The sequence below is a fragment of the Konateibacter massiliensis genome, assembly GCF_900184995.1.
GTDB lineage: Bacteria > Bacillota > Clostridia > Lachnospirales > Lachnospiraceae > Lachnotalea > Lachnotalea massiliensis.
This window is the reverse complement of record NZ_LT860099.1, coordinates 2368511-2389426: the sequence shown is the minus strand read 5'-3', so window position 1 is coordinate 2389426 and position 20916 is coordinate 2368511. Positions and strand designations below refer to the sequence as shown.

The following is a 20916-nucleotide window of genomic DNA, read 5'->3' as shown; positions in this document are numbered from 1 at the left end:
AATGAGTGGTGATAGAGTGAGAATAGAACTTCCCCCAAAAGTAAAGATTATTATCAATAAATTACTGGAAAACGGATACGAAGCCTACGCGGTAGGCGGCTGTGTCCGTGACAGTGTTCTGGGCAGAATTCCTGATGATTGGGATATTACGACGTCCGCAACACCCGAAGAGGTAAAAGAAATATTTTTCCGTACCATTGATACCGGAATTGCGCACGGAACCGTCACGGTTATGCTGGAGCGTGAAGGGTTTGAGGTGACAACCTACCGAATCGACGGTGAATATGAGGACGGAAGGCATCCCAAAAGTGTTTCCTTCACAAGAAGTCTGGTTGAGGACTTAAAACGCAGGGATTTTACCGTAAATGCGATGGCATACAATGACGTGAGCGGCATTGTGGATGAGTTCGGCGGAATAGAGGATTTGAAACGCGGCATTATCCGCTGTGTGGGAAATGCAGAGGACCGTTTTCGTGAAGATGCACTTCGGATTTTAAGGGCAGTTCGTTTTTCTGCACAGCTTGGCTTTCAAATTGAGGAAAAGACAAGGCAGGCAGTTCAAAAGCTGGCGGCTAATTTAGAGCATATCAGCGCGGAGCGAATTCAGGTAGAGCTTGTCAAGCTGCTTGTTTCAAAGAACCCTGACAGACTTTTGATGGCATATGAGACCGGAATCACGAAGGTGATACTTCCCGAATTCGATAAGATGATGGAATGCCCTCAAAACAATCCTCACCACCTCTACAATGTAGGTGAACATACGATAAAGGCAGTTGAGCAGATTGAGAACAGCAAGGCACTCAGACTTGCTATGCTTTTTCATGATGTGGCAAAGCCCGATACGAGGACGACTGACGAGAAGGGGGTCGACCACTTTTACGGTCATCCTGATTTTAGCGTCGAGATAGCCAGACAGATTTTAAAGAGGCTTCGGTTTGATAATGACACGATGAATAAGGTTTGCCTTCTGATTAAATATCATGACACGGATATTGACAGCCGAAAGAAAGCTGTGCGGCGTGCGATGAATAAGGTAGGCGAGGACAGTTTTCTTGAGCTTTTAAAGGTAAAGCGCGCCGATACGATGGCGCAGAGCGAATATAAGAGAGCGGAAAAGCTCCTCAATATCGAGACGGTTGAGAAGCTTTACCATGAAATTTTGCAGGACAAAGAGTGCGTTTCCTTAAAAACTTTGGCAGTTACCGGACAAGACCTGATTGACAACGGCATCAAGCCGGGAAAGCAGATGGGAGTCATTTTGAATACCCTGTTGCTTGATGTCATAGAGGAACCAAAACATAACAATTATCCGTATTTGATTTCGAAGGCGATTAAAATGAAAGAATAGGTTACAGTTTGAACGTTAGGTTAAGCTGTAACCTATTTTTTATGCGAACGAATGCAAATGGGAGATGTCACTACGTGGCTGCATTCGGCGCGACAAAGCGGTCAAGTCCCTCATGAGTGAGGGATTAGGGAGTTAATGCGGACTTATTCGCTTTGTTCTGTGCACCTCGCGGAGGGGAAGTAGTTACTTCGCAACCCGCTCGGGCGCGAAGTGTGAGCAAGCTCACACTTTTCATTAAGAGTAGATTTCCACTTATCATAATTCCTCTAAACCATACATAAGATAGAAAAGAATATGGAATAGGGGGAATCTGTGGTGAGTGAAAAAGAACTTTTAATATGGGAACAATATGATATCAATGTGATCCGCACATATAAGGGGCGTCAAAGTATTATCTGTGAGACGGACAAAGGATTAAAGCTTGTGAAGGAAGTAGGGTTTCAAGGTTCAAAAGTGGAATTTCAGAACAGGGTCAAGAATTTACTCAAGGATTCGGAGTTTTTTCATATAGATTATTTCGTGGAAAATTTAAATGGGGAACTGGTGACAAAGGACAAGGACGAGGCGTTGTATGTTGTGAAGGAATGGTATGAGGGGCGGGAAATTGACGTCAGAAACAGGAGTGAAATTCTGCTGGCTGTTAAGCTGCTGGCAATGCTGCACGAAAAGATGGTAGTGCCAGACTATGATTTTCCCCCGAATCATAGGTGCGAGGATTTAACACAGGAATTTGAGAAGCACAATAAGGAGCTGAAAAAGGTAAGAAACTTTGTGCGAGATAAAAATAAGAAAACGGATTATGAAATATGCTTTATCAATGTATTTGATATGTTCCAAAAGGACTCAATTGCAGCGGTAGAGCGCTTAAAGTCGTCCAATTACGAAAAACTGCTAAAGGAGGCACTTACTAAAAAAACGGTATGTCACGGTGATTACAACCACCATAATATCCTGGTGAGCAAACAGCTTCCGGTTATCACGAACTTTGACAAATGCCGAATTGGACCTCAGATTTCGGATTTATATAATTTTATGAGAAAAATATTGGAGAAAAATAATTGGGAAATCAGCTTGGGCAGGGAAATGCTTGAGGCTTACCACGAAATAAAGAGGCTGAGTACAGACGAATTAGAAAATCTGTTAATTCGCTTTATTTATCCCGAAAAATTTTGGAAGATTGCCAACCATTATTATAATTCGAATAAGGCATGGACACCTGTTAAAAATATTGAGAAGCTGGAAACGCTCGCGGCGCAGAATAAAGCAAAATGGAGTTTTTTGAAGGAAATTTTTGGAGATGGTTCAGACCTTAATGGCATGAAGTGTTTTCTAAATTGACAAAATGTTTTTGGTTTCTTTTTTGAGGGATATCATGTATAATGTCGTTAGACATTATACAGCGCCGAACGAAGTGAGTGCGCATAATGCACGAAGTGCGTGCATATGAGCATGCGAATATGCTCCTGATGTCGTTAGATTAAAGGCACAAAAGAGGTGATAAATTGTTCAACCGATTCAAAGTATTGTGTTTTTTGTCAGCCATACTTGTATTAGGCGGCTGTCAAAGCACAGGCATAAATGTAAATAGCAGCGATCAAACAGATGCTACGGAAGAAACACAAGAGGAGCTTGCTTGGTCAGAGAAATATGACAGCGAAGAGACAGGTGTTTTGGTTGCTGTTGATCAAGAAAAACAGACGGTGACCGTTAAAAAAATAGATTCCGGAGAGAAATTTACCTTAAATTATTCGGGCGCGACCGACGTGACAAACCAATATGAGAGTGCCATAAGTATGAAACAGGTGCAAATGGGTGAAGTGATCAATTTGTACTACAGCCAGACAGATTCTATGGCAAGGAAGCTTCAGGTTTCTTCCAAGGCATGGGAATACACTCAAATTGAAAACCTTTCATTTGACCAAACGGAGAAAACAATATCTTTGGGAGGCGAGAAGTACCGCTATGGAGACAGCCTTACCATAATGTCGGACGGCGAAGAGGGCAGCCTTTTGGACTTAAACGCGATTGATATTGTCACGGTCAAGGGAATTGATAAAAAAGTCTGCTCGATTATTGTGACAAGAGGACATGGTTATATTTCTCTGGAAAATGATGAAACCTTTATTGACGGCTGGATTGAGATAAGTCAGGAAAGTGCAAAGCCGATAACGGAGGATATGCTCGTAGTTGCCTCGGAGGGAAGTCATAAGGTAACAGTTGCAAAGAACGGAGCAGGAGGGACAAAGAGTGTCACGGTAAGACGCAACGAAAAGACGGTTGTGGACGTGGGAGACTTAAAAAGTGCCGCCAAAAAATCCGGAAGTTTAAAATTTACAATAACACCAAGCAGTGCAATCCTCTACATTGATGGGGTAAAGACAGATTACAGCGAGCTGGTTGTAGTCGATTATGGAGCTCATAGCGTCAGAGTTAAAGCGGACGGATATTCCGACTATACACAGACGCTTGTAGTGGGAAGCAGTTATGCGGAGATTGAGATTAATGCGGGAACTGCTTCAAGCTCAGATACGACGAGCACTTCCGATACATCAGACAGTCAGGATAAGACATCAAAGACCGGAGATGGCAGTACTACAAACGGCACAACAGGAACAGATACCACGGGAACAGGGACTACAGGAGGCTTAAACAGCGGCACAACAGACAGTACGGATACAACAAATTCGACGGACATAGGTGTGGAGAGTGTGCTGACTGATGTTTTGACCGATTTATTGACCGAGTAGTGCAAGAAGAGATTCGTTTCGCGAAGTGTGAGCTTCGCTCACACATTATATCATAGGAATTTCCTATGATATAAAAATGCTTATGCGTACCTCGCTAAGTAGAAGTAGTTGCGATGCAACCCGCTCGGACGCAAAGTGTGAGCTTCGCTCACACTTTCATATAAATAAATAGCTTTAGAGGAGGAAAGAAAATGGATTATAAGAAAAACTATGAAGAGTGGCTGAATAACCCATATTTTGACGAAGAGACGAAGGGTGAACTGAAACAAATAGCAGGAGATGAAAATGAGATAAAGGAACGTTTCTATGCTGACCTTGAATTTGGTACGGCGGGCCTTAGAGGTGTCATTGGCGCAGGAACAAACCGCATGAACAAATATGTTGTGCGTAAGACAACACAGGGGCTTGCAAACTATATAAAAAATGTAAAGGCAGAAAGCAAAGGCGTTGCAATCGCTTATGATTCCCGCAGAATGTCACCGGAATTTGCAGACGAAGCGGCACTCTGCCTATGCGCAAACGGCATTAAAACTTACGTGTTTGAGAGCCTGAGACCGACTCCAGAGCTTTCCTATGCGGTTAGAAAACTTGGATGTATCGCCGGAATCAATATTACGGCAAGTCATAATCCGCCTGAATATAACGGATATAAAGTATACTGGGAGGACGGCGCACAAATTACACCGCCTCATGATACCGGAATTATGGATGAGGTAAAAAAGGTAGTTGATTATAATACCGTTAAGACAATGGACAAGCAAGAGGCGCAGAAGCAGGGCTTATATGAAGTAATCGGACAAGCGATTGACGATGCATACATGGAAGAGCTTAAGAAAAACGTGCTTCGCCCTGACAGCATCAAGGCTGTTCAAAAAGATATTAAGATTGTTTATACTCCTCTTCACGGAACCGGAAATATACCGGCTAGAAGAGTTTTGAAGGAGCTTGGTTTTGAACATGTATATGTTGTGCCGGAGCAGGAACTTCCGGACGGAGAGTTTCCGACGGTAAGCTATCCAAATCCGGAGGATAAGGCTGCATTTAAGCTTGCTCTTGATTTGGCAAAGGAGAAGGACGCAGACTTGGTTCTTGCAACAGACCCTGATGCGGATCGTTTAGGCGTTTATGTAAAAGACAGCAAAACAGGAGAATACATCACACTGACAGGCAACATGTCCGGCTGTCTTTTGGCAGACTATGAAATCGGACAGAGGAAGGAATTAAAAGGACTTCCAGAGGACGGTGCTTTAATCAAAACAATCGTTACCTCCAATATGGCAGATGCAATTGCAAAGCACTATGAGGTTGAGCTTATAGAAGTTCTGACAGGCTTTAAGTTTATCGGACAGAAAATATTAGGATTTGAACAGACAGGCAAGGGTGAGTACCTATTTGGTTTTGAGGAGAGCTATGGCTGTCTGATCGGAACTCATGCAAGAGATAAGGATGCTATCGTTGCGACAATGGCGCTTTGTGAGGCAGCAGCTTATTACAAGACAAAGAATATGACTCTTTGGGATGCTATGGTTCAGATGTACGAAAAATACGGCTACTACAAAGATGATATCAAATCTATCACCTTGAAGGGAATCGAGGGCTTAGAGAAGATTCAAAGTATTATGGAGAGTCTTCGAAATAAAACACCTGAAAAAATCGGAGATTATACTGTTTTATCCGCAAGAGATTATAAGAAGGATACAGTTGTAAACTTGCAGACAGGCGAGACAACAAAGACAGGTCTTCCAAGCTCTAATGTTCTTTATTATGATTTGAATGATGATGCATGGCTTTGTGTAAGACCTTCCGGAACAGAACCAAAGGTTAAATTCTATTATGGTATCAAGGGCAGCTCATTGGAGAACGCGGATGAAAAATCAGCCAAGCTTGGCGAGGAAGTGCTTGCCATGATCAATGCAATGCTGTAAATACAGGAGTAAGAGATGGCAGAGTACAGTTTTGATGAATTGAGAGATATTATTAAGACGCTTCGCTCAGAAAATGGTTGTCCGTGGGACAGAGAACAGACCCATGAAAGTCTGAAACCGTGTATGCGGGAGGAGGCAGCAGAACTTGCTGCCTCTATTCGTATTTACAAGGAGACAGGCGATGATACAAATCTGTGTGAGGAGCTTGGAGATGTTCTTTTACAGGTATTTTTGCATAGCCAGATAGCGGAGGAAGAAGGCAGATTCACGATAGATGATGTGATTGACAGCATCAGTAAAAAGATGATCAGGCGCCACCCTCATGTGTTTGGCAGCGAAAATTTGGAAACCTCCGGTGAAGTACTGGAGAAATGGGATGAGATTAAGAAGAAAGAAAAAGAGGGACAACCATGGGTAACCTCTGTTTTAAGGGAGATTCCTTTGGAATTACCGGCATTGATGAGGGCTCAAAAAGTACTGAAAAAAGCAGATGCATTTTATCACATGTCACAAAATATGGAAGATACAATTGACAACATTAGACAAAGATTAGACAATCTAAAAGTGCAAAGTGCACAAGATGGTGAGTCGAATTATGACCTGATAGGCGGCATCCTACTGGACTGTGCAAACCTTGCAAAACTCAGTAAAATACAGGGGGAAGAGGCACTTATTGATAAGCTGGAAATGCTGATTTCTTCGTTGGAGGATAAAAATTAGCAGTTTTGCAAAAAAAACCCACAAAAATACGAATTCTGAATGAAATTCCTTGACAAATTACTCAGAAACGTATATAAATAGAAAAGAGGCAAGTTACAAAGACTTGTTCACAAAAACTAAAGGTTTAAAAAAATAACAAACATTAACGAAAAGAGTTAGAGGAGGAGTTTTCCATGAACAAAGCAGAATTAGTTGCAGCAATCGCTGAGAAAACAGAATTATCAAAGAAGGATTCAGAAAAGGCTTTAAAGGCGTTTGTTGACGTAGTAACAGAAGAGTTAACAAAGGGCGAAAAAATCCAATTAGTTGGTTTCGGTACTTTCGAAGTAGCTGAGAGAGCAGCTAGAGAAGGAAGAAATCCTCAGACTGGCGCAGTGATGAAGATTGCAGCTTCAAAAGCTCCTAAGTTCAAAGCAGGAAAAGCTTTAAAGGATATTATCAACGGCTAATAAAAATTGAAAAGCTGTTGCAGACCACTGAATTGTGATTTGCAGCAGCTTTTTTTATATCATACGAAATTTCTATGATATTAAAACTATTTATGCGCACCTCGCGGAGTGGAAGTTGTTGCTTCTGGGCCCGCTCGGGTGTGAAGTGTGAACAAGCTCACACTTTGTTCTAGAACAGGAGAAGAAATATGAGATTAGATAAATATTTAAAGGTTTCACGTCTGATCAAGAGAAGAACGATTGCAAATGAGGCATGCGATGCGGGAAGAGTTCTTGTCAACGGAAAACCGGCGAAGGCATCTGTAAATGTTAAGGAAAACGACATTATAGAAATACAGTTTGGAACGAAGAATGTAAAGGTTCAGGTGACGGATGTGCAGGAAACCGTTAAGAAGGATGAAGCAAAGGAACTGTATAAGTACATCTAAACCCTTTGCGTATTTAGCATTTAGGTATAATATGACATTCCCCTTAATATAATTAATAGAACAGCACTTGTCAGAATGGTTTTATTATAGTAACTGTGAAGGCACTGGACAGTTATCTATCATTTTATATTAAGGGGGAATTTTTATGGAAGAAAAGCCGATGCCAAAAGCGCATAAACTTACTTTAAACAATAGAAGGACAGGTATTATCAACGGAGTTGCCGATGTGCTGTCGTTTGATATATCAGAAATTCTATTGGAGACAGACCAAGGAATGCTTATGATAAAAGGGAATGACCTTCATGTAAACCGGCTTACCTTAGAGAAGGGCGAGGTGGAGATTGAAGGAAGAATTGACAGCCTTACCTATTCCGAAATAACAGGCTATAATAAGCAGGGTGAATCTTTCTTGAGCAGACTGTTCAAGTAGGTGCCTATGAGCCAAAATATAATAAACGAGGTATATTTTTTTGGCTGCTGCGTATTGACGGGGGTGGCAGTCATATCTATGTATGATGTGCTGCGCATTTTTCGAAGAATTGTAAAGCACGGAGTTTTTGCGGTCGGACTTGAGGATTTTCTATATTGGGTAGGAAGCGGTTTTTTTGTCTTCCATATCATTTACATACGAAATGACGGGGTTATAAGAGGCTTCGCCATTCTGGCAATTGTTCTGGGGATGTTATTATATAATGTGACAGTAAGCCGTCTGATTGTGAAATATATATCATTGGTGCTTAAGACCATACTGGATATTATATTGTTTCCCATAAAGTGGATTTTAAAAAAGTGCTCAAATATATTGAAAAAATATTACAAAGCTGTTAAAATTAGGCTATCTAAGCAAAAAGGGGAAAGCGGGTGTAAATATGACTCGGGGAAGAGCAAGACGAAAAAGAAAGCAGAACAGAAGACAAAATAGATTTGGAGTACTGTCGATTAGTGCGGTAGTGCTTATGCTGTTGGTAGTAATTTCTGTAAAAAGCGTGGAGCTCCATGCAAAGAACGAGCAGTACATCCAGAAGGAAACCCAGCTTACGAAGGAACGGGATGCAGAACTGGACCGTCAGGGTGAATTAGAGGAATATGCGAAGTATGTCGAGACAAAGGAATTTATTGTAGATGTTGCGAAGGAAAAGCTTGGTTTGGTCTATGATGATGAGATTATATTTAAGGAAAAAAATTAGCTTGACAAAGAGTAAGGGAATTGGGTATAATGAACTTCGTCAGTTATGGCGGAATAGCTCAGTTGGCTAGAGCACACGGTTCATACCCGTGGTGTCGTTGGTTCAAATCCAATTTCCGCTATTTTATAAAGACAATGAGAATGTGCAGAGTGCACATTCTTTTTTTATAGCATAGGAAATTCGAAAGAATTTCCTATGCTATAAATATTTTGTCAAAAACTTTTTATGGAATGGACTCTGTTTTGACAAAGATTTTAAGTGTTTCTATTTATAATATTCTCACTGCTATTTGGGGCGGGAGGGAATAAAATGAAATTAAATGTAGCGGACGAGGCCGTATTTTTAAACGGAGAAATCAATAGAGAAAAGCTGGTGTTGCTTGCCAAGGCTTTTGACGAGCTGGCCGCAAGTTTTTCCGGTTTGCCCAAAAGTCAGGACAAGCTTTCAGAAAATGAGCTGAATCATATATTTGAATGTCTGGGAGAAAAATACTGTAAAGAATGTGAGAAATGTGAGTGCTGCTGGGAGCAAAATTATTTTTCTACTTACCAGAGTGCATATGAGATTTTAAGCAGGATAAATGAGGACGAAGAAGAAGGGCTTAAAGAACTGAAAAACGGGTTTGCAAAGGATTGTATCAGAACGGAAGAGATTGTCAGGGAGACACAAAGACTCTTTCACAGAGAGAGGGAAAATCTGAAGTGGAATAATAAAATTATTTCCGCAAGGGAGGCGGTGTCGGAACAGCTAAAGGCAATGTCGCAGATTATCATGCAGATAAAGGACGAGGTCTGCCTGGTTGAGAAGCCGAGTGACGCCATGGAAAAAAATATCCGCTTTGTACTCTGGAGCAGTCGAATATTGGCAAAAAATATATTTGTCATCAACCGGGCAGATAAGCGAAAAGAGCTTCGTATCACGGTTAAAACAAAAAATGGAAGATGTATACCGACCAAGGAGCTTGCCAATCTGATCGGCAGCGTGTCTGATACAGGTTATACGGTCAGCAAGAACTGCAAGAACCTGATTAACGGAGAATGGTATCCGGTTACTCTCGTCGAGGACGTAAACTTTAACATGCTTTACGGCGTGGCAAGGAGAATAAAAGATGGAGAGAGAGTTTCGGGGGATAATTTTTCTATTATCGAAAATAAGGACGGAAGGAGCATCCTCTGCCTCGCGGACGGAATGGGTTCGGGCTTAAATGCGTGCAGTGAGAGCGAGAAAGTAATTGAACTGCTGGAAGAGCTGACGGAGGCTGGTTTTTACAAGGAGGCGGCAATTAAAATGATAAACTCCCTTCTCGTTGTCAAAATGGACGAGCCTTTATTTACGACGGCTGATTTATGTGAAATCAATTTGTATAGCGGCTTATGCGAGTTTGTGAAAGCCGGAGCTGCCATCTCTTTTATTAAAAGAAAAAACTGGGTTGAGGTGGTAGAGGCATCCACTCTGCCGGCAGGGCTTGTCTATGAGATGGAAACGAGTACCGTCTCCAAAAAGCTCTATGACGGTGATTTTGTGGTTATGATGACAGACGGCGTAATTGACGCTTTTGCTCCGGCTTCGGGAGAGGAAATGCTAAAGGATATCATAGAGGAGATTGACAGCACAAATCCAAGGGAGATCGCATCGGAAATACTGGAGCATGTTCTGGAATACAACAACGGAGGCGCCGGGGATGACATGACGATATTGGTAGCCGGAATCTGGGGAAGATGATGGGTGAGGCGCATGGACAAATTGTGATTGGAGTGAAAGAGGAATTACCATTCAGCCTTGATTTTTACTATATATTTTGTTACCATATTTAAATACGAGGAAAGACTGACTGCTCGACCAATCAGTGGCAATGGTGAGATATATGGTAAACAAGGTATTACAGTTTATAGAGGAAAAGAAAATGCTTCTGCCGGAGGACAGGGTAATTGTAGGTGTTTCGGGAGGGGCTGATTCTGTTTGTCTTTTGCATATACTTTTACATGTTCAGAAAACAGTGCCGGTCACTTTCATTGTGGTTCATATCGAACATGGCATAAGAGGCGAGGAAAGTCTTGCGGATGCCAGATTTGTGGAGGAGCTTGCCAAAGTGCACGGCTTGGAATTTTGCAAATTTTCCTATGATGTTTTGGAGGAGGCGAAAAAAGCCGGACTGGGTACGGAGGAGATGGCAAGAACCTTGCGCTATAAGGCTTTTGAGGAAGCGCTGACACAGTTTCGTTGCAATAAGATTGCTGTGGCGCATAACAAAAATGACAATGCCGAAACGCTGCTTTTGAATTTGTTTCGAGGAAGCGGTTTAAAGGGACTCGGCGGCATCATGCCGGTGAGGGACAATGTGATACGACCTCTTTTATGTGTAGAGCGAAGTGAGATAGAAGCTTTTCTGGAAGAAAGAGACATAGAATACCGGATGGACAAGACCAACTTGGAAGACGACTACACAAGAAATAAGATTAGGCTCAACGTACTTCCTTATATTCAGGAAAATGTTAATAAGCAGGCAGTAAGCCATATTGACGGGGCTTCAAAAATGATTTATGAGGCATGGGAATATTTGGAGGCGGAGACGGATAAGGTATATAAGGAGTGTGTGAGGACAACCGGCAGGGAAATTCGCATTGAAATTTCAAGACTGCTTGATGTATCAGATATTCTTAAGAAGAACATAATAAGAAAATGTATCGGAAATGCCGCAAAAGGATTAAAGGATATCACAAACAACCATGTGGAGTCTATTTTAGGGCTTTTCTCGCAGCAAACAGGAAGAGAAATTCATCTGCCTTATGGAGTGAAGGCGAGAAAAAGCTATGGAGAAATCATCATCGGTACGGCTCAAATAACGGAAAATCTTATAGAAAATGCGATTTCGGTCAAGGTACCGGGTGTCTGTCAGTTCGGAGGGTTTCAGTTCGAATTTAGCTTGGAGAAAAGGGAAAAAAATCAAATTATTCCAGAAAAGATATATACGAAATGGTTCGATTATGATAAAATAGGGGATAGTTTGCGATTAAGAACCCGTGAAACAGGTGATTATTTCGCAGTAAATTCCGGCGGGGATACAAAAAAACTAAAATCTTATTTCATAGATGAAAAAATAGAGAGAGAAAAACGAGATAGTATTCCGGTGCTGAGTGACAATCACCATATAATCTGGATCGTAGGATATCGAATCAGTGAAGCATATAAGGTCGATGAAAATACAAAGCAGCTTTTAAAAGTACAAGTAAATGGAGGATAAGACAATGGCAGATAAAATCAAGATATTGATTTCAGAGGAAGATGTAGATAAGAGAATCAAAGAGGTAGGAGAGCAGATCAGCAAGGACTATGCGGGTCAGGAGGTGCATGTAATCTGTGTGCTTAAGGGCGGCGTGTTCTTTATGTGTGAGCTTGCTAAGAGAATTTCATTGCCTCTTTCTATGGATTTTATGTCCGTATCAAGCTATGGTGCTGAAAAGCAGTCAAGCGGAGTTGTGAAAATAGTAAAGGATTTAGATGAAGCGCTGGAAGGCAAAAATGTTATTATTGTTGAGGATATTATTGATTCCGGAAATACCCTCAGCTATTTAGTTGAAATTTTAAAGAAGAGAAATCCGAAGAGCCTTAAAATCTGTACGTTGCTGGATAAACCGGAAAGACGTGTGACAGATGTGAAGGTAGATTATGTCGGATTTGAAATACCGGATGAATTTGTAGTTGGATATGGTTTGGATTATGCACAAAAATATAGAAATCTGCCATATATTGGTGTGGTAGAGGAATAACATAAGAAAGCCAGACTTCGAAGGGAGGTTTATGATATGAACCGAAAATATAAAGGTATCGGTTTCTATTTGTTGGTTTTAGTTGTGGCATTGATGGTTGCAATTTTAGTCAATGATAGTGTGAGACGAAATAATGATTATACAATTGGAAAGTTTAAGGCGGATTTGGCAGCAGGAGAGGTGGTAGGTGTAGAAATTACACCGAATGCGGAGCAGCCTACCGGACAGCTTCAAATTGAATTAAAGGATAACAATATTCCCAAAACATTGGTTGTAATAGATCTAGCTGAGACAGAAAAACTTTTGGATCAGTATAACATTGATCCGGTGGTGAATGATGTTGAAAAGGAAAGCTGGATTATGACAACCTTGTTGCCATGCATGGTGACGTTTATTATCGTATTTTTACTCTTCTCCCTTATGAATAATCAGGCAGCAGGGGGCGGCGGCGGAAACAAGGTCATGAACTTTGGAAAGAGCCGTGCAAAAATGAGCACGGATGAAAATAAAAAGGTGACGTTTAAGGACGTGGCAGGTCTGGATGAGGAGAAGGATGAATTAAAGGAGATCGTAGATTTCCTGAAAAATCCGAGACGCTACATTCAGGTGGGAGCCAGAATTCCGAAGGGCGTTTTGTTAGTAGGACCTCCGGGAACAGGAAAGACCTTAATCGCAAAAGCAGTTGCGGGTGAGGCAGGAGTTCCTTTCTTCAGTATTTCCGGTTCCGACTTCGTAGAGATGTTTGTCGGTGTCGGCGCTTCCCGTGTAAGAGACTTGTTTGAGGAAGCAAAGAAAAATTCTCCGTGTATTATTTTTATCGATGAGATTGATGCGGTTGCCAGAAGAAGGGGAACCGGTATGGGCGGCGGCCATGATGAGAGAGAGCAGACTCTAAATCAGTTGCTGGTAGAGATGGATGGTTTTGGTGTAAACGAAGGAATTATCGTAATGTCTGCAACAAACCGTGTGGATATATTGGACCCTGCTATTTTGAGACCGGGACGTTTTGACAGAAAGGTCGGCGTAGGCCGTCCGGATATCAAGGGGCGCGAGGAAATCTTAAAGGTTCATGCAAAGAACAAGCCGCTTGGCGATGATGTGGAGCTTAGCGTGATTGCACAGACTACAGCAGGTTTTACAGGGGCAGACCTTGAAAACCTTTTGAATGAAGCAGCGATTTTTGCAGCGAGAGAGCAGAGAACTTACATCAAGCAGGAGGACATTAATCGTTCTTTTGTAAAGGTAGGAATTGGTACGGAGAAGAAGAGCCGTGTCATGACAGAAAAAGAAAAGAAAATTACAGCATATCACGAGGCAGGTCATGCAATTTTGTTCCACTTGCTTCCAGATGTCGGACCGGTGTATACGGTATCTATCATACCGACCGGAATGGGTGCAGCAGGCTACACGATGCCGCTTCCTGAAAAAGACGAGATGTTTAACACGAAAGGCAGAATGCTTCAGGACATCGTGGTTGATTTAGGCGGAAGAGTGGCAGAGGAGCTTATCTTTGATGATATTACAACGGGAGCTTCTCAGGACATCAAGCAGGCAACGAGAATTGCCAAGGCGATGGTTACCAAATATGGTATGTCAGAAAGAGTCGGCTTAATTGATTACGGCGGAGATGATGATGAGGTATTCATCGGCAGAGACTTAGCGCATACAAGAGGTTACAGTGAAAATATCGCAACTGTTATTGATGAGGAAGTAAAACGTATCGTGGAAGAGTGTCATACCAAGGCAAGAAATATCATTCGCGAGCATGAGGAGACTCTTCATAAATGTGCACAGCTTCTTCTTGAAAAAGAGAAGATCGGAAGAGAAGAATTTGAGGCATTGTTTGCTGAGGCTTAAGAAATAGAGAATTTAAAAACAGACATATTTTCGAAAGAGAATATGTCTGTTTTTAAATAGATTGCTATTGCTCTAACGGCTGCTTTGCTCTTCGAAGAAAAAAAACGGCAGACAGCATAACAACTGAAAATACAATTAAATAAGCAACCACGGCAATGCCATGAGCAAAAGCTGCGGCAATTATCATAAAGATACAGCCTATAAGAGACAGACAAGGCATAAGTATCCGATTGAAAAAGCTAAGCTCCTTCCCTTTTACCATGAACATAATAAAAATAGGGATATACAGGGCGTAAAGTGTGATGATAGGCAATTCGGAGGAATCAAAGCTGAAAAATCCAAACCAGTTAGAAGTCAGATTTGCTCCATAAAAATAAAATAACCAGACAGCACAGAGAAACAATCCTAAAATGGCAGAGTTAACCGGCATATTAGTTGCCGAGTCCACCTGGCTGAATATTTGGGGTTTAGGACCGAGGCCTCTCGCTGCAAGCGAATAAATTCCCCGTGTGCAGCCAAGCATCAAACCATTTAATGTTCCCAAGCAGGAAATGATGACAAAGACAAACAGCAAAGAGCCGCCCGCCGAGGTAAAAATAGTCTGGAATGCCAGCTTAGCACCGGCTTCACCGCCTGCCATCATGACTTCATTTTCAATCGTTCCGGCTAAACCGATGTAGTACAGGATATAAGCGGACATAGTAATAAACGTACCTATAATCAAAGCCAAAGGAAGATTTCTTTTGGCATTCTTCAATTCTGCGTTAATACAGGTTGCAATAATCCAGCCCTCATAGGCAAAGGCGGCGGCGACAACGGCTGTAAACAATCCGTTTGGAGTGCCTTGAGAGACACTGTGTGTGAAATTATACATGGTCATACCACTTCGAATTCCGGTAAAGGTTCCGATAACTGCCATTAAAAAGAGCGGAATTAGTTTAATAACTGTCGTGCTTACCTGAAATTTTCCGGCTAAAACAGGAGATAAGGAATTCAGGGTAAAGCTTAGAACTAAATAAAGACAAGCAATCGTCATGCATTCTCCGCCTGTAATGGAGAAACCAAAGATTACACACGTATATCGGGCGGAAACCCATGCCAACACGGAGGTAATCGTCGGATAGTAAATGAGCGCCATAAACCAGCCGATATAGTAGGCATATTTTTTCCCCATAGTTGCCTCCGCATAGTCCACAATACCGTTGACATATTGGTATTTGGTGGCCATGACAGAAAAGGTATACGCACAGGAAATCATGATGATACCGCCAATCACCCATGCCAGAATGCCCAGTTTTAAATTGCCGCCGGTCGCCGTAAGGATTTTTTCTGCCTTAAAAAATACACCGCTGCCGATAACGATACCTACAACCATCGCAATGGCTGTAAAAAGACCGTATTTTTTTTCTAATTTCGGTTCCATAAATTAACCATTCCTATTATTTTATAGGATTCCTTTTTCTTATTGTTTCATCATCCAAAAAAAATATCCGTAAAATCAAAATTGATAATTTTTTAGCATTTGTTTTTTTTACAGAGAAACTTCTTCTATATTATCACAAAATTAGATACAATTCAGTAAAAATTTGTTTTTTTAAAATTCTTTTTTTGTTTCAATAAATGCTAATCTATGCTATATTACATATAAAATAATAGTATAAAGATGGTGGTATCAGGAAATGGAAAATAATGAGAAGCAGCTGGTTGAAGTTGCTATGCTGGCAGGGGAAATTTTGCTGGTAAGCGGGGCTGAAATATTTAGGATTGAGGAAACAATCCATTATATATTAAGTGGATTCGGGAGAGATGCGGAATCCATTGTATTTAGTACCGGTATTTTTATCACGGTGAAGGGGGAGGATGCCCGCTCAGATACATTGGTAAAACGAGTAGTGGAGCGGTCTACCAACCTGCATCGTATTTATTTGGTCAATATGGTATCCAGGCGGCTTTGTGATGGGAGTCTGACCATTGCAGAGGCATATAAAAAGCTGGAGGAAATAAAGCAGGCGCGCCAATATAGTTTAATAGGCAAGGAAGTGAGCTATATCAGCGTTGCCTTATTTTTCTGCGTTTTGCTGCAGGGGTCTTTTTTGGAATGCATCTGTGCGGGGCTTGTGGGCGGTATCCTGGGAGTTGTCGTGGAGCTTGCAAAATATTTCCGGCTGAATGACTTTTGTATTAATGTCCTAGGGGCATCTGCAGCCGGGATAATGGCATTGATTATAAATAACTATATCTTTTTGCAAATTAACAGTGACCTTTTAATCATCAGTGCAATTATGTCCTTGGTTCCGGGCGTTGCATTTACAACAGCGGTTCGGGATATCCTAAATGGAGATTATTCGGCAGGTGTGGCGCGTATGATGGAAGCGGTTGTCACGGCATTTGCCGTAGCAGTTGGAGTGGGTGTGGGCATAGCATTGTTTACACGACTGGTATAGGAGGCGGAAATGACAATTATAATTCAAACGCTAGGTGCGTTTTTTGCAGTGGTTGGCTTCTGTGGAATTATGGAGGCACCCAAAAAGTTTCGCTTCTGGTCGGGAGCAGCAGGGTCAATTTGCTGGTTTATTTATCTGACGGTGTTACGATTGAATGATTCAAAACTAATTTCGGCGTTTCTGTCCAGTCTGGCGGTAGCTTTTTTTGCCCATATGGCGGCGAGAAGGTTAAAAGCTCCCATGACAGTTTTCCTGATTCCGGGGATACTGCCATTGGTGCCGGGAGGCTCGATTTATTACAGCGTATATTACTTAATACAAAACAATAGTGTGCAGGCGACGTACTATTTAATGGAAACATTACAGATTGCCGGGGCGATTGCGCTGGCGGTATTTTTAATGGATTCTTTTTTCCGCCATGTGAGGAAGGTGAAGACGCAAAAGAGCACTGGTTAAAAAATGATATAAAATTATTGCACACACTACTTATCTAATATGACAAGAAAGGAAATTACCATATGATAATCAGAAAAGCAGAAAAAAAGGACTTAGAGGAGCTCTTGGAAATCTATAATTACGAGGTAAAAAACGGAATATCAACCTTGGATTTGGAGCCGAGAACCATGGAGGAGTGGAAGGAATGGTTTGGCTTACATAATGTAGAGAATCATCCTTTGTTTGTGGCGGAGGTGGATAATCATGTTGCCGGATATGCCAGCATGTCCTCCTATCGGAATAAAGAGGCGTATAAAACGACCGTCGAGCTATCCATCTACATTGGACCGGATTACAGAGGACAGGGGATTGCCTCTGCTTTGATGGAATTTATTTTACAGGAAGCGAAGAAGGATGAAAGCGTGCACACGGTAGTTTCTGTTATCACCGCGGGGAATGAAGCGAGCAGAAGACTACATGAAAAGTTTGGCTTTGAATTCTGCGGTACAATCAAAGAGGTAGGCATGAAGTTTGACTTATACAGGGATATAGAAAATTATCGTTTGGGTGTATAATAGTTTGATTAAGGAGTGGGAAGAATGAAAATTACCATAATTAACGGGCAAAATCACAAGGGCTCTACCTATCATATCGGAAGGATGCTCGCAGATAAATTACAAGGGGAAATCACAGAATTTTTTCTGCCGAGGGATTTTGGCAGCTTTTGTACGGGGTGCACAACCTGTTTTATGAAGACGGAGACACTCTGTCCGCATTACGAAAAGCTTTCGCCGATTACAAAGGCGATGGACGAGGCAGATGTTTTGATTTTTACAAGTCCGGTGTATGTTTATCACGCGTCGGGGCCGATGAAAAACTTTTTGGACCACTATGGTTACCGCTGGATGGTACACCGCCCGGAGGAAGCTATGTTTTCCAAGCAGGCAGTCTGTATTTCAACGGCAGCTGGAGCCGGTATGAAGAGCACGAATAAGGATATGGCAGACAGCCTGTTCTTCTGGGGAGTTCCGACGATATATCGTTTGGGCATTGCAGTGCGTTCCACCTCTTACAATAGAATTAATGAGAAAATCATGGGTAAGATTGAAAAGCAGACAACTGCAATTGCAAGGAAAATTAAAGCAAAGCAGGGAAAAGTGAGACCGGGAATCAAAACGCGTGGATTTTTTTACATAATGAGAATGGCGCAAAAGAGTGCATGGAATGAAGCTGACAATGTATATTGGAAGGAAAAAGGCTGGATGGGTAAGAAACGCCCTTGGAAAGAATGCTAAATCTCTCTTCTTGATGTAACGAGACAAAGGAGGACGCGATGAACATACAGGAATTTTGGCAAGCAGTATTGGAGCAAAATCCGGAGAAAATAAGAAGCTTTTTTTTGGAAAATGCGTATGTAAACTGGCATTGTACAAATGAGCATTTTAATTTGGAAGAATATATCAGAGCAAATTGCGAGTATCCCGGCGAGTGGGATGGGGAGGTTGAGCGGATTGAAAGCTTTGGAAACCTCATTGTCACGGCGACAAACGTTTATACAACGGATAAGACACTGTCCTTTCATGTGGTTTCTTTTTTTACAATTTCGGAGGGAAAGATTGCAGAACTTGACGAATATTGGGGCGATGACGGTGAGGCACCGCAGTGGAGACTGGATAAACGGATTGGCAGTGCAATTAAGGAGGGGAACGTACAATGAACTACGATGCAATGATTATTATAGACATGCAAAATGCATTAATAGAAGCGAACCCTTATAATGGTCAAAAGGTAATTGGGAACATTAAAAAGGTAAGCGAAGCGTGCAGACAAAAGAATATTCCAATTATCTATATCCGCCATGACGGCGGTTTGGGTGATGAGCTGGAAAAAGGCAGTGCAGGCTGGCAGATTTGCAAGGATATTTTTCCGCAGAGCGGTGATAAAATAATTGACAAAAGGTTCAACAGTGCGTTTCGTCAGACGGAACTTGAGGAACATTTACAGTCGCTTCATGCAAAGAGGCTGATTATGTGTGGCATGCAGACGGAGTATTGCATGGACGTATCCTGTAAGGTAGCGTTTGAAAAGGAATATCATATTACAATTCCAAAGGATACCACGACCACGTTTGACAATGATTTTGCCAGCGGGGAAGCTTTGGCAGAATATTATGAAGAAAAAATCTGGAAGAATCGCTATGCAGACGTTGTTTCGATGGAGGAAATACAAATATGATTTTTGAGGAGAAAAAAATAACTTGCAGGGATGGACGCAGTTGTATTTTGAGAAGCCCGCGTATCGAGGATGCCCCTGAATTAGTCAAATACTTAAAACAAACAGCCATGGAAACGCCATATCTCATGCGTGAGGCGGATGAGGTTACAGTCACACTGGAGCAGGAAGAGGAGTTTATTAAAAGGCAGATAGAGGCAGAGCGCGGACTTATGCTGCTTGCAGAAGTTGACGGAAAAAATGCGGGAAGCGGTGCAATAGATGCTGTGTCAGATTTAAAGCGCTATTCTCACAGATGCAGAATTGCGATAGCTCTCTATCAGGAATACTGCGGTCTGGGAATTGGATCAAAATTGCTTCAAACACTTTTGGAGACGGGGAAAAGCCTTCATTATGAACAGGCAGAGCTGGAGGTCGTTGCGACAAATGAAAGGGCAATTTACTTGTATAAAAGCTTGGGATTTGAAATCTATGCGACTCAGCCAAACAGTGTGAAATATAGTGACGGAACGTATGCGGATTTGTTACTGATGATGAAGCGATTGTAACAACAAAGAGCAAGCAGGAGGAAAAGTCCATGAAAGAAAAAATTGCAGAGAACATAAATATACTGGGAGAGTTCTGCGGTAAGCGGGATGTTGCTACGCTGTCGAAGGAGGAACTGCAAAAACGGTATAAGTTTGAGAAGGCAGATGTAATGGTACTTTTTGGGGGAAGCATACTGGCAGGCGGCGATGTGCTGGCGGATGCCATGAAACATGATGTGGCAGATAAATATATCATAGTCGGCGGCGCGGGTCATACGACAGAGACACTGAGAGTGAGAATGCAGGAGGAATACCCTGATATTCAGACAAAGGGTTTACCCGAGGCAGAGATATTTGCCGCCTATTTGAAGGCGCGGTATGATTTAGAGCCTGATTTTTTGGAATGTGAATCCACAAATTGCGGCAATAACATAACCTATTTGCTGGAGTTGATGAAAGAGAAGAATATTGCGTATAAGAGCATTATTCTTGCTCAGGATGCAACGATGCAGCACCGCATGGAGGCGACTCTTCGCAAATATGTTTCCAACGATGTTGTGATTATCAATTATGCGGTATATGCGGCGAATGTCACGGTAAAAAATGAGGAGCTGGAATTCGAGGAGAAAGCATGGGGAATGTGGGAAATGGAGCGCTATATTATGCTTTTGATGGGCGAGATACCGCGACTATCCGATGACGAAGGTGGGTATGGACCAAAGGGAAAGAATTATATCGCCCATGTTGAGATACCAGATGATGTAAAGAAGGCTTTTTTGGAGCTGAAGCAGGAATATGGAGGCTTGGTGCGGGAAGCAAATCCACTTTATGCATCAAAGAACAAATAGGA

At 41.9% G+C, this 20916-nt stretch carries 23 protein-coding genes and 1 tRNA gene; 23 read left to right on the top strand and 1 reads right to left on the bottom strand.

Translation table 11 applies throughout. From position 1 onward, the window contains the following. Position 1 precedes the first annotated feature (1 nt). The 15 genes from CTY48_RS16710 (at position 2) to ftsH (ending at position 14428) form a co-directional block, all read left to right on the top strand. Positions 2 to 1348 (top strand): CCA tRNA nucleotidyltransferase, encoded by a 1347-nt coding sequence (locus CTY48_RS16710; protein ID WP_236355009.1) that lies wholly within the window; start codon positions 2 to 4, stop codon positions 1346 to 1348. Positions 1349 to 1663: 315 nt separating this feature from the next. Continuing rightward, positions 1664 to 2686: a CotS family spore coat protein gene (locus tag CTY48_RS16705; protein WP_180272764.1), complete on the top strand. Its 1023-nt coding sequence runs from the start codon at positions 1664 to 1666 to the stop codon at positions 2684 to 2686. Between the two features lie 164 nt (positions 2687 to 2850). Next, positions 2851 to 4095 carry a peptidase associated/transthyretin-like domain-containing protein gene (locus CTY48_RS16700; protein WP_099469584.1) on the top strand — a complete coding sequence of 415 codons (1245 nt, stop codon included), beginning with the start codon at positions 2851 to 2853 and terminating at the stop codon, positions 4093 to 4095. 191 nt (positions 4096 to 4286) lie between these two features. After that, the gene (locus CTY48_RS16695; RefSeq protein ID WP_099469583.1) at positions 4287 to 6020 is read left to right on the top strand and encodes a phospho-sugar mutase; all 1734 of its coding nucleotides are present in this window, start codon (positions 4287 to 4289) and stop codon (positions 6018 to 6020) included. A 15-nt stretch (positions 6021 to 6035) separates the two neighbouring features. Next, positions 6036 to 6740 (top strand): nucleoside triphosphate pyrophosphohydrolase, encoded by a 705-nt coding sequence (gene mazG / locus CTY48_RS16690; protein WP_099469582.1) that lies wholly within the window; start codon positions 6036 to 6038, stop codon positions 6738 to 6740. 173 nt (positions 6741 to 6913) lie between these two features. After that, positions 6914 to 7189, top strand: a complete 276-nt coding sequence (locus CTY48_RS16685; protein WP_099469581.1) for an HU family DNA-binding protein — start codon at positions 6914 to 6916, stop codon at positions 7187 to 7189. 188 nt (positions 7190 to 7377) lie between these two features. Next, positions 7378 to 7617, top strand: a complete 240-nt coding sequence (locus CTY48_RS16680; protein ID WP_099469580.1) for an RNA-binding S4 domain-containing protein — start codon at positions 7378 to 7380, stop codon at positions 7615 to 7617. A gap of 145 nt (positions 7618 to 7762) precedes the next feature. Next, positions 7763 to 8047, top strand: coding sequence for a sporulation protein YabP (gene yabP / locus CTY48_RS16675; RefSeq protein WP_099469579.1), 285 nt, complete (start codon positions 7763 to 7765; stop codon positions 8045 to 8047). 6 nt (positions 8048 to 8053) lie between these two features. Next, complete coding sequence (gene yabQ / locus CTY48_RS16670; RefSeq protein ID WP_099469578.1) at positions 8054 to 8539, top strand: spore cortex biosynthesis protein YabQ; 486 nt, start codon at positions 8054 to 8056, stop codon at positions 8537 to 8539. Between the two features lie 34 nt (positions 8540 to 8573). Then, positions 8574 to 8804 (top strand): septum formation initiator, encoded by a 231-nt coding sequence (locus tag CTY48_RS16665; RefSeq protein ID WP_236355006.1) that lies wholly within the window; start codon positions 8574 to 8576, stop codon positions 8802 to 8804. A 47-nt stretch (positions 8805 to 8851) separates the two neighbouring features. Continuing rightward, positions 8852 to 8925 (top strand) — tRNA-Met (locus tag CTY48_RS16660). A gap of 188 nt (positions 8926 to 9113) precedes the next feature. Beyond that, on the top strand, positions 9114 to 10526 hold the full coding sequence (locus CTY48_RS16655; RefSeq protein WP_099469576.1) for a SpoIIE family protein phosphatase: 1413 nt from the start codon (positions 9114 to 9116) through the stop codon (positions 10524 to 10526). Positions 10527 to 10668: 142 nt separating this feature from the next. Then, positions 10669 to 12045: a tRNA lysidine(34) synthetase TilS gene (gene tilS, locus CTY48_RS16650; protein ID WP_180272763.1), complete on the top strand. Its 1377-nt coding sequence runs from the start codon at positions 10669 to 10671 to the stop codon at positions 12043 to 12045. Positions 12046 to 12049: 4 nt separating this feature from the next. After that, entirely contained in the window at positions 12050 to 12571 is a 522-nt protein-coding gene (gene hpt, locus CTY48_RS16645) for a hypoxanthine phosphoribosyltransferase (protein WP_099469574.1), read from the top strand. Between the two features lie 36 nt (positions 12572 to 12607). Further along, positions 12608 to 14428, top strand: coding sequence for an ATP-dependent zinc metalloprotease FtsH (gene ftsH, locus CTY48_RS16640; RefSeq protein WP_099469573.1), 1821 nt, complete (start codon positions 12608 to 12610; stop codon positions 14426 to 14428). Between the two features lie 64 nt (positions 14429 to 14492). On the opposite strand, the gene CTY48_RS16635 is transcribed toward ftsH, so the two are convergent. Then, complete coding sequence (locus tag CTY48_RS16635; RefSeq protein ID WP_099469572.1) at positions 14493 to 15851, bottom strand: APC family permease; 1359 nt, start codon at positions 15849 to 15851, stop codon at positions 14493 to 14495. A gap of 256 nt (positions 15852 to 16107) precedes the next feature. Between CTY48_RS16635 and CTY48_RS16630 the strand changes: the two genes are divergently transcribed. The 8 genes from CTY48_RS16630 (at position 16108) to CTY48_RS16595 (ending at position 20914) form a co-directional block, all read left to right on the top strand. Then, positions 16108 to 16872 (top strand): threonine/serine exporter family protein, encoded by a 765-nt coding sequence (locus CTY48_RS16630; protein WP_099469571.1) that lies wholly within the window; start codon positions 16108 to 16110, stop codon positions 16870 to 16872. A gap of 9 nt (positions 16873 to 16881) precedes the next feature. Continuing rightward, entirely contained in the window at positions 16882 to 17328 is a 447-nt protein-coding gene (locus tag CTY48_RS16625) for a threonine/serine exporter family protein (RefSeq protein WP_099469570.1), read from the top strand. A 62-nt stretch (positions 17329 to 17390) separates the two neighbouring features. Next, positions 17391 to 17882: a GNAT family N-acetyltransferase gene (locus tag CTY48_RS16620; RefSeq protein ID WP_099469569.1), complete on the top strand. Its 492-nt coding sequence runs from the start codon at positions 17391 to 17393 to the stop codon at positions 17880 to 17882. 24 nt (positions 17883 to 17906) lie between these two features. Beyond that, positions 17907 to 18602: a flavodoxin family protein gene (locus CTY48_RS16615; RefSeq protein ID WP_099469568.1), complete on the top strand. Its 696-nt coding sequence runs from the start codon at positions 17907 to 17909 to the stop codon at positions 18600 to 18602. A 38-nt stretch (positions 18603 to 18640) separates the two neighbouring features. Continuing rightward, positions 18641 to 19024, top strand: a complete 384-nt coding sequence (locus CTY48_RS16610) for a nuclear transport factor 2 family protein (RefSeq protein WP_099469567.1) — start codon at positions 18641 to 18643, stop codon at positions 19022 to 19024. Beyond that, positions 19021 to 19542: a cysteine hydrolase family protein gene (locus CTY48_RS16605; protein ID WP_099469566.1), complete on the top strand. Its 522-nt coding sequence runs from the start codon at positions 19021 to 19023 to the stop codon at positions 19540 to 19542. Before CTY48_RS16610 ends, CTY48_RS16605 begins: the two co-directional genes overlap by 4 nt. Then, positions 19539 to 20087, top strand: a complete 549-nt coding sequence (locus CTY48_RS16600; RefSeq protein WP_099469565.1) for a GNAT family N-acetyltransferase — start codon at positions 19539 to 19541, stop codon at positions 20085 to 20087. The genes CTY48_RS16605 and CTY48_RS16600 overlap by 4 nt, the downstream gene beginning before the upstream one ends. Positions 20088 to 20116: 29 nt before the next feature. Further along, complete coding sequence (locus CTY48_RS16595; protein WP_099469564.1) at positions 20117 to 20914, top strand: YdcF family protein; 798 nt, start codon at positions 20117 to 20119, stop codon at positions 20912 to 20914. Positions 20915 to 20916: the final 2 nt, after the last annotated feature.